Below are 16,044 nucleotides of genomic sequence, written 5' to 3' on the forward strand. Positions count from 1 at the left end.
AATTGGGACAAACAAATCATCTTATACAGCAAAAGCGCGAGAAAGATTTCGCTTGGATAGAGCGGATGTCTACGCTATTAGATAATAAATTTAGCATTGGAGGGTTCAGGTTCGGCTTGGATCCTCTTTTGAATTTAATACCCTATGCTGGTCAATTTGTGGCCTTTGGAATGTCATTGGCATTGGTAGTCGTCATGCTTCGCAATGGAGCAGGCTCAAAGGTCGCTGTTAAGATGCTTCTGAATGTATTATTGGATGCTATTTTGGGTTCAATTCCGTTGATTGGCTATGCCTTTGACTTTTTCAATAAAGCCAACAAAAAGAACGTAAAACTTCTTCGAGAGCATTATTTTGAAGGAAAACATCAAGGCAGCGCAAAAGGTTTATTGATAACTTTATTTATTATTATAGTACTTTTGTGTGTTGCTGTTTTTTACCTGATGTATATCCTTGCGGAATGGATTTTTGATACATTAGGTAATTTATTCTAATATGATTCATAAAAACGAAATAATGTCCACAACCAGAATATTTGCTTTATTACTCTTTGGAATTATGGTAGCTGCCCTATTAACCAATCCTAAAAAAGAGGAATTCGAATACGCTATTAAAGAAAAAGCTAAGTCCTTGTTGGAGGATCAATTGAATTATGAGAATAAAGATGCACTCCAGTTGGGCATGACTTTATTTGGCGACCGTATCGTGCAAGAATTTGTACAAAACAATGTCGTAATAGAGAATTACTATCTTTTTACGGTTGTCAAAATTAAATGGCAAGGAGAGAATACACCAATAGGAGGGGGAGCTTTCAAAAAAGTATGGCTGAGCCCAGAAATCAATGAGAAAGCAGATGAAATCGTGGGTATTCTTAAAAATTTATAATGTTAGAAATTCTTTACCGCGATGAGCATCTCATCGCAATAAATAAACCTCATGGATTGTTGGTTCATCGTTCTTCCATTGCGAACGATGCCTCAGAATTTGCTTTGCAATTACTACGTGACCAAATCGGACAACCTGTCTATCCGGCTCATCGCTTGGACCGAAAAACAGGCGGAATACTCTTATTTTCTTTGGACAAAGAAACCGATCAAAAAACACAGGTTTTGTTTCAGGATAAGAAAATGGATAAGCTTTATCTAGCTATTTTAAGAGGTTATTGTCCAGAAGAAGGCACTATAGATTATCCCTTACTAAAAGAGAATGGCACTTCACAAGAGGCCATTACGCATTATAAACGTCTGGCAACTGCGGAAATCGATGTTCCACAAGGAAAATTTCCAACTTCTCGTTATTCTCTAGTTGAAGCAAATCCTGAAACAGGAAGAATGCATCAGTTAAGAAGGCATTTTGCGCATATTATGCATCCTATCATTGGCGATCGCCCTCATGGTTGTAATAAGCAAAATAAACTGTGGAAAGAACGATTTGAAATGGACACGATGCTTTTACATGCTTCAGAACTTCATTTTGATCATCCTTGGACTGGAAAAAAAATCAAAATTCGCGCAGATTTAAATTCAGAATTCAAAAGAGTCCTATCAATTTTAGATTTGCAAACGGTTGCAACATTCTGAGAAACGAAAATTTTTTGTTTTTATCCAAAAACAAAGGATTATTTATGAGAATATTAAAATCAGACGAAAATATCCCAACATATTAATTATTTTTGCAAAAACTTTATAACCATTAGATGATGAAAAACACAGCTTTAACAGACCATCATATTTCATTAGGAGCAAAGATGGTTCCTTTTGCAGGATTCAATATGCCTGTTCAATATTCCGGTATCAATGACGAGCATGAAACTGTTCGTACAGGTGTTGGGGTATTTGATGTGAGTCACATGGGTGAATTTATCTTGAAAGGCGAAAAAGCATTAGACTTGATCCAAAAAATATCATCTAATGATGCATCAAAATTATATGATGGTAAAGTACAATACGCTTATATTCCAAACGAAACTGGCGGTATTGTGGATGACTTTTTGACTTACAAAATCGACGATATAACCTACCTTTTAGTTGTAAATGCTTCTAATATCGAGAAAGATTGGAACTGGATCAGCAAATACAACACGTATGGTGTAGAGATGAAAAATATCTCTGACGAAACATCTTTATTTGCTGTCCAAGGCCCTAAAGCAGCTGATGCTTTACAGAAATTGACTGATATCGAGCTGGCTTCTATGGAATATTATTCTTTTGCTAAAGGCACTTTCGCTGGTGTAGATAATGTAATCGTATCAGCAACAGGATACACTGGCGCTGGAGGTTTTGAGATTTATGTTGCGAATAAAGATGCTCAAAAAGTATGGGATGCAATTTTCGAAGCAGGAGCGGAGTTTGGCATCAAACCTATTGGTTTAGGCGCACGCGATACTTTACGTTTAGAAATGGGATTCTGTTTGTATGGTAATGATATTGACGATACGACTTCTCCATTGGCAGCAGGTCTTGGCTGGGTAACTAAATTCACCAAAGATTTCGTTAACAGCGAAAACTTGAAAGCAGAAAAAGAAAAAGGGACAGCTCAAAAATTAGTGGGTTTTGAAATGATTGAAAGAGGTATTCCTCGTCATGATTACGACATCGTTGACGCTGAAGGCAATATAATTGGCCGCGTAACTTCGGGTACGCAATCACCTACACTTAAAAAATCTATCGGTTTGGGTTATGTAAATACAGAATTCTCAAAAGCAGGATCAGAGATTTTTATACATATCCGTAATCAAAAAGTAAAAGCTGAAGTAAAGAAAGCGCCTTTCGTTAAATAATAAGCGCTATAGATATAAAAGTAAAGGGTTAATCGATTAACCCTTTTTATTTTTCTTTTGTGGCGCAAATTTTTCTTCCTGCTTCTTACGGAAGTCCGATTTAACGTGTTTGAGCAATACCACTTTTAGGTAAATCAGCACAACCGAAATCGCAATAGCAAGACCGAGAATCAGCATATTACCACTTTGATAAGCTGAAATACCACTCATGACCAAAAAGATAATTCCCAGATTTAAAAGTAAATTCAGTATAAATTGCTTTTTCATTTTTAATTTTTTGGATCTCCAATCACTCTTTTACGCAATAAATAAAAGTAAACTATTCCAGCAAAAATGTTGAGGAGAATAATAAAAAGTATAAGTAAAAGGCGTTCTTGATTTGAAATACGTGGAGATAGCATGATTTCCCGCAAAACCAACAATACCCAAATCATCGATACGGCTAACGAAAAACTGAATAGAATAGGGGCGATGCTAACTTTCAATACCAGTAGAATCGTTGAGCCTATATAAAACATCAAGCTAAAAAAGAATGCTTGCTTCGTCTGTGCATACCAATTTTTCATCGTACAAAAGTACAAAATATATTCTCTAAACTTTTGGCAAAGCCCATAACGAAAAAAGAGACGAAATATCGTCTCTATATCTGTATACTTTTACGATCTTAATATACGTCCAATTCGGGATCAATCTCGTCTCTCCAAGCCAAAATACCTCCTTGCAAATTAGCTAGATTTGTATAGCCTTGTTGTTCTAACAGCATAACAGCTTGAGCGCTACGCTTGCCCGAACGGCATTGAATAATTACTGGAATATCCTTTGAAACTTTTTCTGCTTCAATTAGAATACCTGCCAACGGAATATTAAGACCATTAAGGTTTGAAACTTCATATTCAAAAGGTTCGCGAACGTCAATTAATTGAAATTCTTCGTTGCGATCCATCATATCCTTTAATTCTTGAACTGTAACTTCTTTCATGACTTTTTATTTTATATCAAATATAATAGTTATGCTGTATTTCGGTACATGATATACTATTATTTATTAATTTCATTAAAATTTTGACTATGAAATTATCTGCACTACTACCAAGCCTATTGATATTTCTTTGCGGAAATATATTTTCACAACAAACCTCAGCTCAAATTGTTGAGAAAAGTTATGTAGAAAAATTATTAAATACACTCGCTTCGGACGAAATGGGTGGACGCCATGCCTTTTCTCCGCATATTGGAAAAGCGGCTGACTTCATTGCTCATGAGTTTAATCAGATTGGTTTACAACCTTACCAAGGGAATGATTTCAGACAAACATTCCATATGACAAAAATCAGCCGTCAATCTGCTTCTATACAATGGGACACTAAAAATTTAGCCGCTGAAACATTTTTGATTATCAGCAATGAACCTGAAATCCAATGGAATGAAAAATCAGCCGCTCAAATAAAACAAATCAAAAAAGGAGAGGAGTTTGCCCAAAAATTCAGGGAATTGGCTCAAGCCCAAGAAGATTTAATAGTGCTAGTAGATCCTTCATTTGCTTCCTTCATTACGCGATATAACAAAATTTATTCAAGAGAAAATATCGTTGGAAATACGCCTTCCAAAGGGTTTACAAAAGTTTTTGTTATAACAGAAGATTTAGCCAAAAGTTTTAAGATTAACTGTACTAATAAGGCAGATAAGATTGAATTATTTAATGTCGCTGGTGTTATTCCTGGCAAATCAAAACCAAATGAATATGTAGTCTTTTCAGCACACTATGATCATATTGGCATTATCCAACCAAATGGTCAAGATTCCATTGCAAATGGTGCTGACGACGATGCTTCGGGAACATCTGCAGTAATTAGTTTGGCGAAATATTATAAGGGATTGAACAATAATGAACGTACACTTATTTTTGTAGCTTTTACGGCTGAGGAAATCGGAATGTATGGTTCTAAATATTTTTCGAATAACATCGATCCAGACGCTGTGATCGCGATGATCAATATCGAAATGATTGGCAAAGACTCGAAATTTGGTCCCAATACACTTTATTTGACGGGTTATGAACGCTCGAATTTAGGAGATCTTATGCAGAAAAACCTAAAAAATACGGCTTTTCAATTTCATGCAGATCCATATCCACAACAAAACCTATTCTATCGTAGTGATAATGCCGTATTAGCAGCGTTGGGCGTGCCAGCACATACATTTTCAACTTCCCAGATAGATAAAGATACCTATTACCATACGGTAAAAGATGAAATAAGCACTTTGGATTTAAATAATATTATTTCCAGTATAGAGGCTATTGCTAAAGGTGCCGAAGGCATTGTTAAAGGAACTCAAACGCCAAATAGGGTAGAAAAATTAAAGGATTAAACCCTTCAAAAGAAAAAACCTCCAAGCCTAAGCTTGGAGGTTCAAACTATACACCCTATCTATCATTACTGAACGATTACAATTTGTTTTAACCTAACGGCATTAATACGCCAGAAAGTTCCATCACCTCCACCTTTGTTTTCCAAATTACCTACGAATCCCAAAGACACTTGGCTTTGTTCCAAAAGCGTAAACTTGAGTGCATGTGTGCCTGGGGTACTTGTTTTTAAGAAACCCAATGCTGAGGACACATTCTCGCTGTTAGGAATTTCAGTTCCATAAGCTGCTACAGTATAGAAATCTCCTCCAACTGTACAGTCTGGAATATCCATTTCAAAGGTATAATGACCAGCAGGCAATGTTAATGTCTGGTAGATTTTACCATTTTTAATAGTAGCCATGTTATCTCCTGACCAACCTGCTTCCATAGCTAAGAATGGTCCTCCAAACCAATGATCTACGCCTCCAAAATAAGCCCCTGCTCCATTTCTAAAATTACGAACCGCAGCATTCGTGACCCAATCCGCTGGAATACCCCATCTATCAGATACTGCTGAGGTCACAATAGGATTTTTATGATTCTTTAAGTACTCGGATGTTACATCTTTGGCTAGTCCTAATTCTGTATAATCCGTATAAAAAGTATCAATACTAGTTTTCTGCGGCAAATATAGCGTGCGATAGGAAACCGTTTTTGCTGTTGTAGATAAATCATTTATGGTAGTATTCATCGTATTAACTCCTACAACAATACTTTTTGTTGTACCATCATTAGCTAAATAACGCAACTCAGTCCCCACCGGTCCTGCTGATAAATCCATTTCTTGCCATTCAATTAAAGCTGTGTTATTGTTTTCTATTATGGCATTTGCTGTCAAACGGTTGGTAAGACCTGCACTATAACGCGGACCATAGGCCCTTCCTATTGCAGGAACAGCGACAGATCTGTTGCCCTTGTCATCAATCGTAAATAATTGCAAACTAACAATCCCTTCGGCCATTGGAATATAATGTTCCAATATGCTATTATGCGTAATATCTAATAGCACAGAATCCTTGCCATCGTTCCACTTGATTAGGGCTTTTTTAATCTTTGGATCTGGTTTAACTTGAGCTTGGACCAATATACGTTCATTACCCGAAAACACTTTCACTGAATCCAGCTTCCCCACATATACTATCTCGCCGTCCTTGATATATTCCTTGAATTCATCCCATTTGGCACAGGACATAATGGTCGAAATAAGAGTAAGCACAAAGATTAGCCTTATTGTATGTGTTCTATTTATCTTAATCATAACTCATTTCTATAAAGTAGTACCATATACTTTTATCTCATTGATACTTTGCGCAGTACCTCCAGCGAAATTTTCTAAACATCTAATGCGGATATATCTCACTTTAGGTGAATTGAGGTCCACTTCCCAGTTAAATCCAGCCGCCGCAGTCGCTTGGTCTTCGGCATTATCCGTACCATATGGCAGACCTGAAGGTTTCACCACTTCATAACTTCCTAATAGTATCCACGAATCGTCTAATGCTCCGTTAAGATTAGGGCTATTAGATCCATAGATCTCAAATCGTTTCATCGTAGAAAGAAAATAATATCTAGTACCTTCTGGGAATGGACGAATCCAAAAACGGCTGATCTTAGCTGATACACCCATATCAAATGTTACCATATGAGGCTGATCTCCTCCATTGATTTGATGTGTAAAGCTTGTATAAGGCCACCCCAATAGACCGTCCCAAGCGTATTCAAGACGTGCGCCATTGGTTACTTGTGGCGCATCTCCTGGCAGTACAAATGCTCTAAATTTACCTGGATCCATTTGCTCTTCATAGAATGGTTTTACTTTAGTGTACAATGTGTCTGAATTATTGCCCCAGTTATCACGTACATAAATAGCAAATTCTTGTTCCAAAGTATCTAAGCCTCTAATTTTGGAGATAATACTGTCGGTCTTGGTATAAACAGATTTTTGATTATCACGCTCATACTCATTGAAAACATTTTTCTTCATGACAATTATTGCGACATTATCACGAGAAGGATTTTTTGCTGTCAGATTATATCCACCGAAAGCATTGGAAATTTCCAAAGAGTTGAACACTTTCCAAAAAGGAGCTTCCAAAGGTTTTACTTTTACCGTTACTGGATCAGACGAGACTTCATTGCGGCTTACTGCATACAATTTCACCTCATGTTCTTGGGTATCGGCAAATCCAGCCACCACAATAGTATCTTTATAGATAGAAGATTTAACTTCCACTTCTTGACCTGTATTGATTTTATAAATCGCCTTTACGTACATCAAATTAGGAGAACTTGGCAAATCGTATAAAATTTGTGCCTTACCTTCTTGATTTATCACGCGTACATTTGAAACCATTCCTGGTTTTTCAGTCTCATTACCAACAGGCTCTCTGTATTCAATTTGCTTGGTACATGCAAAGGCAAATAATACACTCAGCATGACTAGAAATATGTTTATTCTAATTGATTTCATACATTTAATTTTTTTTGATTACCAACCTGGGTTTTCTACTAACATTGGATTACGTCGCGTTTCATAATTTCCAATAGGCCACAAATAATCACGTGGTGAAATAAATGTCTGATTGAAAACCGTACGCTCTACGTTATAAGTCGCCGTAGTCTTTCCTGAAATTGAAAATCCTGTAATGTCTTGATTCAAATATTCTGCGGAAAGCTTCCAACGCTTCAAATCCCAAAAACGCTGTCCTTCGAATGCAAGTTCTATCAATCGTTCACGTTGAATTATCGAGCGTAAGCCTTCTTTGGACTGATATTTAGTAGGTGATTTGGAAAAATTAGTCCATGATGATACCACACCTTGTAAACCTGCACGCTCGCGAATTTTATCTACATATGCAATTGCTTCTGTAGAGCCACCATTGACTTCATTCAATGCCTCAGCATAACTCAAATAAAGTTCTGCGAGACGTATTTCTGGCCAAGGATAAGCTTTCCAAGTAGGCGCATTGTTAGAGTTGGTGGTTGATTCCCAGTGCACCAGCTTTTTAATAAAATATCCTGTTTCGTTCCAGTTGGTAAAGTGACCAACCCCCGAACGCTCCGCGTTTTTGGCTTGTACATACATACCGTTTTCATCCGAACCTGAACTCGCCCCATCTTTCATATACCAGCGTCCACCATCAAAGCCTAAACTAGCATAAAAGCGTGGCTCGCGATCATAATTCAAACGTGCTGTTACATATCCTGGCTCGATATAAAAGCGTTCAGAAGTAACTGCTGTACGCGTGGTCATGTAGTTGGTGAAGTCTAATGTTTTGTCTTCCTCAATTGGCACACCATTTTTGGTATAAAATTGTTTAGCAACCTTAATCGGTGCTCCCCAAACTCCCTGCAATTGGAATCTATCGACATTGGCTCCTCTTGCAAGAGGTGGCATACATAAGGCTTCATTTACAAAATAACTATTTGATAATCCCCATACCACTTCATCACCCCACCGCTCTGTCACCGCATTTCGGATGTTAAGCTGCGTCTTGGTCTCCGTACTTAAATTAAATCTGTCATTCGTATATTTATACAGCTGTGCATTATTTGCTTCTGCCATATCAATCGCGGCTTTCACAGCATCTCTAGCCTTTTCCCATTTTGCCGGATCAGCCGTTGTATTCACTAATTGGACACCATCCTTATCTACGAAAGATGCATAGTCTGGATTACCGTTAAACAATGGGGATGCGGCCAACATCCATAATCTAGCTTTGATGGCTAATGCTATAGATTTGGTAGCACGACCTAATTCTGTATTCTCATCGATAATACGTTCTGGTAATTTCACTGCCGATTGATCTAACAAATCTGAAATGAAATCGACCACTTCGTCTATTGGCTTTCTTTTGTAATATAAATCTTCTGGTTCAGCAGATTCAGGCGCATTCACATCTACAATGGGAATAGGACCATACATACGCATCAAATAAAAATGATAGTATGCCTTTAAGAATTCAACTTCTCCTGTCCATCTTTCGCGTTCTGCAATAGACAAATCAGGTACAACATTCGGGTTCTTTATATTTTCTAAAAAGATATTACAATGTCTGATGCCTTGCCACATACGCAAGTAATTGAATCTGCCGTCGCCACCTTTTAGATCACCACCCCATTCGTTAAATAAGGGTTGACCGACATTCTGCATACCCTGCGCAATACGAAAAGCAGGATGCCAATGTGCTTGGTCATTTTGTGGTAACCAAATTTCATCACCAGCCATTATTCCCGCATTAAACCAGCCATCACCGTTTTTTGGCAAATAAGAATAACAGGTGAATAAATATTTCTCAGCCTCTGTACGAAGCTTAAAAGCATGCTCAATGACAGAAACGTTGTCAGGTATGATATCCAAAAATTTAGAACATGAATTAAAAAGTACGGACATGGAAATACATACCACTGAAATTCCTGCTTTGGCATTGCCCTTTATTTCCTTTATTTTCATAATTTTCAAGTAATAGGGTTATAAATTAATTTGAATACCAACATTATACACCGACTGTAAAGGATAACCTAATCCATTACCACGCATCTCGACATCCCACAATTTGAAGTTGCTTAACAAAAACAAGTTTGATCCCGACAAATACACACGTGCATTGTTAATTTTGAATCGCTCTAATGATTTGATATTATAGCCTATGTCTACACTTTTCAATCGTAAGAAACCTCCATTACGCATCCACCAAGTAGAAGTTTGGTTATTTGGACCTACACGCCATGTACTTAGTCTTGGCCAGAATGCATATGAATTTTGGTTTGTTTCTGACCAATAATCATCTGCGATTACTTTAAGTAAGCCTGTTTGTCTTCCTCCATTAGAATAAAATGGTTGAATTTGGTTTGAATTGATAAAGAAAGAATATTGAGTAGCGCCTTGGAAGAAAAATCCTAAGTCAAAGTTTTTGTATCCAAAGCTGGAACCAAAACCAAACAACACTTCGGGCTCCGTAGGGTAACCAATTGGCACCATGTCATCGCCATTTACCAAACCATCTTTAGTAATATCTCTGTATTTGATATCACCGGCAAGCAAACCAATATCACCAAACTGTACTGGTGAGTTAGCCACTTCCTGATTGTCAATAAATAGACGCTCAGCAATATAACCCCAAGCTTGGTTAATAGAATATCCTTTACGTGTTAAGTGAGATAAGTTGCCCGAATATGGTAATTCGTCCACTTTAACAATTTCAGAAGTTGCATACGTGAATGTTCCACGTGCATCCATCCAAAAGTTCTGCGAAAAGTTCTTTCTATAGTTCACAGACAAGTCAACTCCCTTAGTATTCACTCGTCCATAATTCGACCATGGCGTTGCCATTAATCCAGACGCATTATCAATACCCGATACCGGTTGTAGAATATTGGATCTTTTTTGACTAAATGCATCAACAATAATGTCTATACCTCTTCCAATACTCATATCCAAACCTAAATTTAGTTGCTTTGAAAGCTCCCAAGTGATATTTGGATTGGCATAACGTGAGATAGACACACCAGGACGATTGTAACGTGGTGCTCCGTCATCTCTACCAAAAGTAGATCCGTAGTTACCATTATTTAGATTCACATTAGATAAGTAGAAGAATCTATCCGCATTACTACCGATAGCATCATTACCCACCAAACCATAAGTTCCTCTAAGTTTGAAATTGCTTATTACAGATCGTATAGGCTCAAAGAAAGGTTCTTCTGATAATCTATAACCAAAACCAAATGAAGGGAAGAAACCCCAACGGTGGTTTGCATCAAAACGTTCTGAACCATTATACCCAAAATTGAATTCCGCTAAATAACGGTCTTTGAAACCATAAGTAAAACGACCAGAGATCCCTGCGTTACGACTTGGCAATGTTTCCACCAAACCTACATTATTTCCTATTGCAGATTCATAACTTGAAATATAGGATACAAGCATACCGCTAACCGCATGTTTCTCTGAAAAAGTCCTACTATAGTTAAGCGTTCCTTCTAACCAAATTCTAGAGTCCACATCACGAATTGGAGGTGCATAACTTAAGTATTCCGTTCCTGTTGGCTGCAATGCTGTGGCTGAACCATCATTTAATGCTTTTAGATTATAGGTACCATCTTGAGAATTTACAATCGCTTCGTAGAAGAATGGTTGGTAACTTCTGCTAGCAGACATAAAAGCATATCTTCTCAAATAACCCATCCCACGAAGTGATAATCCTTCCGTTATACCATTCAAATCTTGCTTAATCTCGATTTGAGGTTGCATATTGGAAGTTTTATAGGTCTGATAACCTCGCACCATTTCAGCATATGGATTCATATACATGGTAGAACTCAAAGACAAATCCGTATTGCGTGTTTGGCTAGAACCAAATAAGGGGTGTTCGATAAAAGGAAGTTTTTCAGCTGGATAAATAGAAGGAAACATCACTGGATTGGCATTCAATGCATTATCAAAAGTTGCTGCTCCACCGCCCATAGGTCCTATGTAATCGTCAAACTGTCCATACATTCTTACAATAGCTGTGGTTGTCTTCGTAACATTGAAATCTACATTCACACGCAAAGAATAATTATTCAGCTTAATGTTGCTATTGAAATTATTAAGGGGTTCCACTTTAAGAACACCATTATCTCTGTTGAATGTACCAGCTATATAATATCTTCCACGAGTTGTACCTCCCGAGATATTTAAGTTATATCCTTGGTTATTCGTATAATCTTTAATTAACATCGACAACCAGTTATTACTCGGGAATAAATAAGGATCTTCTCCATCAATTGTGCTGAAGATTTTATTTTGCGAATAAGGCTCTATACCGTTTGGCGTACGGGTTAAAGCCGCTTCATTTGCCATTCGCATATAAGTGATGTTATCGGCGAATTCAAAATTTTTGGTATTTGATGAAATTCTATTTTCTACTCGGAAATTAAACTTTGGAGCGCCATCCATACCCATTTTGGTGTTGATCAAAATAACGCCATTTGCACCACGTGCACCGTACACAGAAGCCGCCGCTGCGTCCTTCAACACTGAAAAATCAGAAATATCGTCAGGTTGTAGACGAGCCATATCAGTAGGAGAAGATTCCACACCATCAATTAAAATCAACGGATCTTGTTTTCCCGTACCAAACGTAGAAAGTCCGCGAATGTAAAACGTGGAATTATCTGTACCCAATCCTGGCTCTCCACTACTTTGAAAAGCTATCATACCAGCAACACGACCTGCCAAAGCATTAGTCAAATTGGATGATGCGGTTTTTAACTCCTTGACATTAACTGTAGTAATGGCGCTAACTAAACTTGCTTTTTTCTGGGTACCACCAAAACCTGTTACGGTAACTTCTTCGATTTCGGATTCTATTTTTTCTAGAAAAATATCCAAAAGAATCTCATTATTTGATTTAATAGACTGATTAGCAAGGTTAATAGTCGTCGACTTGAATCCTACAGATTGAAAATCAACTTGCGCTTGTTTGTTTGTTGAGAATTCAAAACGTCCGAAACCATCTGAGGATAGTGTGACTACTTTTGTTCCTCTAACTCTAATAGATACGCTAGGTATCCCTCCCGTGGAATCACGCACCACACCTCTGACTGTGATGTCTTGTGCTATAGAATCGAGAGTAGATACAACGCTTAAAATAATTGTGATAAATATAAGTCGTAATCCATTCATTAGTTATAATTTTATAATCGGTTATTAATAGTTTAAAGAAAGGAATGAGTAGAAAACCTAGTTTCCCAGCTCTGTAATAATTTCTTAGCTCTTTGTCATAATTGTAGATGTAATTAAATTTTATTGCATTATTTAAACTACAATGGGTATGTAGTGCTATGATATGCTACTGCCTCCATCGAAATTAATAGCATCGCACCTCACTAATTAGTGTTAAAATGACACTTATTAATTTTCGTTAAAAAATTCTAGATGTGTATTAATCATCTAGTTCGTCACTGAGAATATTTTAACTGTTAAAATGACACTTATTACGGTAAGTGCTTAAAATTTGTTCCCAATTGGTAGAAAAAATACTGTAATAAAATTTGTGTTATTGATTATAATTTGGTTACTGAAACTAAATGTAGATATTAATTTTTATAAGACCAAAATTTTTGTAACATTTTTATAACTGAACTTGCATCACGTAGTCATCCAAGATATAACCGAAATAGGGAATATCGACTTCCTGAACAACCTTAAAACCAACTTTTAAATAGAAATAATAAGCATTATTTCCTCGGTTTACATTCAACTCAACAATAGATTTATTTCTTATAGTGGCCTTATTTTTAGCGAAATCAATTAATTGTGAGCCGAAGCCTTTTCCTTGAGTTTGTGGCAATAAATAGAGTTTTTCAATGCGAAGGATAGTGGCATTCTTACTTTTTAGCGCAATAAAACCAATAGGAGACTGTTGATCATATGCAATATAAAAGTCTTGATCAGTTCGCATACTTTCTTGTAAAGCGGAAACGGTGTAGCTCTTTTCCAGCATAAAATCCATCTGCTCCTGACTCAAAATACCTAAATAAGTAGGATAATAAATCTGATGAGCTAATTTGTGAATTATGCTAGCATCTTCTGTTGTAGCCTTTTCAATTTGTAACATTCCTAAACCTCCTCTCCGACAAATACAAAATCACTTGAATTCATTTCAAGCAGCACAAAACCGTCTTGTTCAACCTCAAAAATATTTTGATCAATATATTTTAAACCATTAAATGATTTGATATGCGATACATCAATAAACATCTTCTCACCAGCTGTCTTCCACTTTTCATAACGAGATTGAATCAGTACATATCGAATACCTTGTACAAAAGCAACAATATTTATCCGATCAGCATATCTTAGAAATATAGAATCCAAATCCTTAGCTAGAATATTCACTGCCTTGTAATTATTCGTAATCAAATAATCCAGGCTATCCTTAAAAAATGAGGAAATCGGCTGAATAAACTTCATTTCTTCTTGAGGAGAATCTAATGATTGCGCATACAGAAAGTCAACTTTTATATCATTAGAGAGAAAATAATCAAGATTTTCTTCATGGCTAATAATAGTAGGAGACCATTCTAATATTTGTCCCAAATATTCTTCTGAAAGAGCATAGAAATTCTCTACCAACAAAGCTGGTTCTTGGTTCTCCCGAACAATATGATGAGAAGACATATACTATTTTGTAAGTTTTGAGATGGCGATATATGCCATCAATCCAATACTTAATTCCAAAGCATCTTCATCAATATCGAAAGTCGGTGTATGCACCGCAGATTGAATACCTTTCGCTTTATTACCTGTTCCTAAGCGATAAAAACAAGCATTCGCAACTTGAGAATAATATGAAAAATCTTCTGCTGCAGGCCAAAGGTCTAATTCGACGACATTTTCTTCACCCAAATAATCAATAGCAGCTTGACGAGCTATTGCGGTGGTTTCCTGTTCATTAACTAAATAAGGATATCCTTTGCGCACCTCAATATCGCAGGTAGCATCCATGCTTTCAGCTATCCCCATAGCAATTTTTACTATCTTTTCATGTGCTTTGGCACGCCATTCTTCATTGAATGTACGGAAAGTACCTTCCAAATACACTTCATCCGGAATAATGTTAGTAGCACCGTTACCAATGATTTTGCCCCAAGAAAGAACCGTTGGAATCCGAGGATCTGCGAAGCGACTCACTACTTGTTGTAGTGCAGATATAATTTGAGCTGTAATTGCTATAGGATCAATATTTTGATGTGGCTGAGCGCCGTGCCCCCCTTTACCTCGAACGGTCATAAACAATTCATCACAAGACGCCATGTATTGTCCTGAACGAAAGCCCACTTTTCCTATTTCAATGAAAGGCATCACATGCTGACCAAAAATAGACTCTGGTATTGGATTTTCCAATACGCCTTCTTTGATCATAATAGATGCTCCGCCAGGCAATTTTTCTTCTCCTGGCTGAAAAATCAACTTTATCTGGCCACCAAATTGAGATTTTAACTCGTTCAATATTTTGGCCACACCTAAAAGGGAAGATGTATGTACATCGTGCCCGCATGCATGCATGACACCGACATTTTGAGAACCATAACTTCTTCCTTCGACTTCTGTAATAGGCAATGCATCCATATCTGCACGCAAAGCAATAACTTTATCCGAAGGTAATTCACCAGTAATCAAACCAACTACACCTGTATTAGCCATTGATTGGTAAGGAATACCTAATTTATCCAATTCGGATTTAACGAAAGCCGAAGTATTATATTCTACAAAAGAAAGTTCGGGATTACGATGAAGATGGCGACGGGTTTCTACCGTCTCAGAAAAGAATTTCTTTGCCAACTGTTGAATTTCACTCTTAATATTGGCCATAATGTAAGTTGATTATTCCCAGACCCAAATATCTTCTTGGAAGATAAAAACATTTTTGTATTGGGAACGGATGGTACGCATAAATTCGTTGGCTTGGGCTCTACTTCTAAAGTCACCAACCTTCACTCTATAATTAGGTTCAGAATATGAAATGTAAGTGTCTATATCTGAATGTTGATTTCTAAATCTTGCCTGTATAGCATATGCTTCACTTCGATTCGATCCAGCATAGATTTGCACTCTAAAACCTTTACGCTTTACGCGAGTAGCTTTAGCTTTATCAACAGGCTTGGAACCTAAGCTGATAAGTCGAGCTGTTGTAGGATTGATTTCATTGGCCGCTCTAAAGTTCTGCAATAACGTAATAAGCGAATCTTGCTGAATGATTACATTATTACCTTCTTGTCCTTTAGCTTGAATACACATCAAGCAAATTGCACTTAATAAAATCAATCCTTTTTGATACAACATCTCTAATTTTTACTCCTTTATATGAAA

The 16,044-nt window shown here is 36.9% G+C and carries 16 protein-coding genes; 5 read left to right on the top strand and 11 right to left on the bottom strand.

Features of this window, described 5'->3' with window-relative positions; all coding sequences use genetic code 11:
• Positions 1–2 precede the first annotated feature (2 nt).
• From H8B04_RS06015 to gcvT, 4 genes are all read left to right on the top strand, one after another.
• The gene (locus tag H8B04_RS06015; RefSeq protein WP_223815294.1) at positions 3–491 is read left to right on the top strand and encodes a DUF4112 domain-containing protein; all 489 of its coding nucleotides are present in this window, start codon (positions 3–5) and stop codon (positions 489–491) included.
• 22 nt (positions 492–513) lie between these two features.
• On the top strand, positions 514–882 hold the full coding sequence (locus H8B04_RS06020; protein ID WP_223815295.1) for a hypothetical protein: 369 nt from the start codon (positions 514–516) through the stop codon (positions 880–882).
• Positions 882–1,577, top strand: coding sequence for a pseudouridine synthase (locus tag H8B04_RS06025; protein ID WP_190301760.1), 696 nt, complete (start codon positions 882–884; stop codon positions 1,575–1,577). Before H8B04_RS06020 ends, H8B04_RS06025 begins: the two co-directional genes overlap by 1 nt.
• A gap of 119 nt (positions 1,578–1,696) precedes the next feature.
• The gene (gene gcvT, locus H8B04_RS06030) at positions 1,697–2,776 is read left to right on the top strand and encodes a glycine cleavage system aminomethyltransferase GcvT (protein ID WP_190301808.1); all 1,080 of its coding nucleotides are present in this window, start codon (positions 1,697–1,699) and stop codon (positions 2,774–2,776) included.
• A gap of 36 nt (positions 2,777–2,812) precedes the next feature.
• On the opposite strand, the gene H8B04_RS06035 is transcribed toward gcvT, so the two are convergent.
• The 3 genes from H8B04_RS06035 to H8B04_RS06045 form a co-directional block, all read right to left on the bottom strand.
• Complete coding sequence (locus H8B04_RS06035) at positions 2,813–3,043, bottom strand: DUF6358 family protein (protein WP_165291083.1); 231 nt, start codon at positions 3,041–3,043, stop codon at positions 2,813–2,815.
• Between the two features lie 2 nt (positions 3,044–3,045).
• A complete protein-coding gene (locus tag H8B04_RS06040; RefSeq protein WP_165291082.1) occupies positions 3,046–3,342 on the bottom strand; it encodes a hypothetical protein in 297 nt (98 codons plus the stop codon).
• 98 nt (positions 3,343–3,440) lie between these two features.
• Positions 3,441–3,755: a rhodanese-like domain-containing protein gene (locus tag H8B04_RS06045; RefSeq protein ID WP_165291081.1), complete on the bottom strand. Its 315-nt coding sequence runs from the start codon at positions 3,753–3,755 to the stop codon at positions 3,441–3,443.
• 89 nt (positions 3,756–3,844) lie between these two features.
• Between H8B04_RS06045 and H8B04_RS06050 the strand changes: the two genes are divergently transcribed.
• Entirely contained in the window at positions 3,845–5,146 is a 1,302-nt protein-coding gene (locus H8B04_RS06050; RefSeq protein WP_165291080.1) for a M28 family metallopeptidase, read from the top strand.
• 65 nt (positions 5,147–5,211) lie between these two features.
• On the opposite strand, the gene H8B04_RS06055 is transcribed toward H8B04_RS06050, so the two are convergent.
• From H8B04_RS06055 to H8B04_RS06090, 8 genes are all read right to left on the bottom strand, one after another.
• Positions 5,212–6,444: a DUF4998 domain-containing protein gene (locus tag H8B04_RS06055; RefSeq protein ID WP_165291079.1), complete on the bottom strand. Its 1,233-nt coding sequence runs from the start codon at positions 6,442–6,444 to the stop codon at positions 5,212–5,214.
• 9 nt (positions 6,445–6,453) lie between these two features.
• Positions 6,454–7,656: a DUF4959 domain-containing protein gene (locus H8B04_RS06060; protein ID WP_190301761.1), complete on the bottom strand. Its 1,203-nt coding sequence runs from the start codon at positions 7,654–7,656 to the stop codon at positions 6,454–6,456.
• 18 nt (positions 7,657–7,674) lie between these two features.
• The gene (locus H8B04_RS06065; RefSeq protein WP_206366843.1) at positions 7,675–9,639 is read right to left on the bottom strand and encodes a RagB/SusD family nutrient uptake outer membrane protein; all 1,965 of its coding nucleotides are present in this window, start codon (positions 9,637–9,639) and stop codon (positions 7,675–7,677) included.
• A gap of 18 nt (positions 9,640–9,657) precedes the next feature.
• Positions 9,658–12,855, bottom strand: a complete 3,198-nt coding sequence (locus H8B04_RS06070) for a SusC/RagA family TonB-linked outer membrane protein (RefSeq protein ID WP_165291077.1) — start codon at positions 12,853–12,855, stop codon at positions 9,658–9,660.
• A gap of 448 nt (positions 12,856–13,303) precedes the next feature.
• Positions 13,304–13,789 carry a GNAT family N-acetyltransferase gene (locus H8B04_RS06075; RefSeq protein WP_190301762.1) on the bottom strand — a complete coding sequence of 162 codons (486 nt, stop codon included), beginning with the start codon at positions 13,787–13,789 and terminating at the stop codon, positions 13,304–13,306.
• 2 nt (positions 13,790–13,791) lie between these two features.
• Complete coding sequence (locus H8B04_RS06080) at positions 13,792–14,352, bottom strand: thiamine diphosphokinase (protein ID WP_190301763.1); 561 nt, start codon at positions 14,350–14,352, stop codon at positions 13,792–13,794.
• A gap of 3 nt (positions 14,353–14,355) precedes the next feature.
• Positions 14,356–15,546 (bottom strand): M20 metallopeptidase family protein, encoded by a 1,191-nt coding sequence (locus H8B04_RS06085; RefSeq protein WP_190301764.1) that lies wholly within the window; start codon positions 15,544–15,546, stop codon positions 14,356–14,358.
• Positions 15,547–15,558: 12 nt separating this feature from the next.
• A complete protein-coding gene (locus H8B04_RS06090; protein WP_165291073.1) occupies positions 15,559–16,017 on the bottom strand; it encodes an SPOR domain-containing protein in 459 nt (152 codons plus the stop codon).
• Positions 16,018–16,044 lie beyond the last annotated feature (27 nt).

Source organism: Sphingobacterium litopenaei (assembly GCF_014692495.1).
Lineage (GTDB): Bacteria > Bacteroidota > Bacteroidia > Sphingobacteriales > Sphingobacteriaceae > Sphingobacterium > Sphingobacterium litopenaei.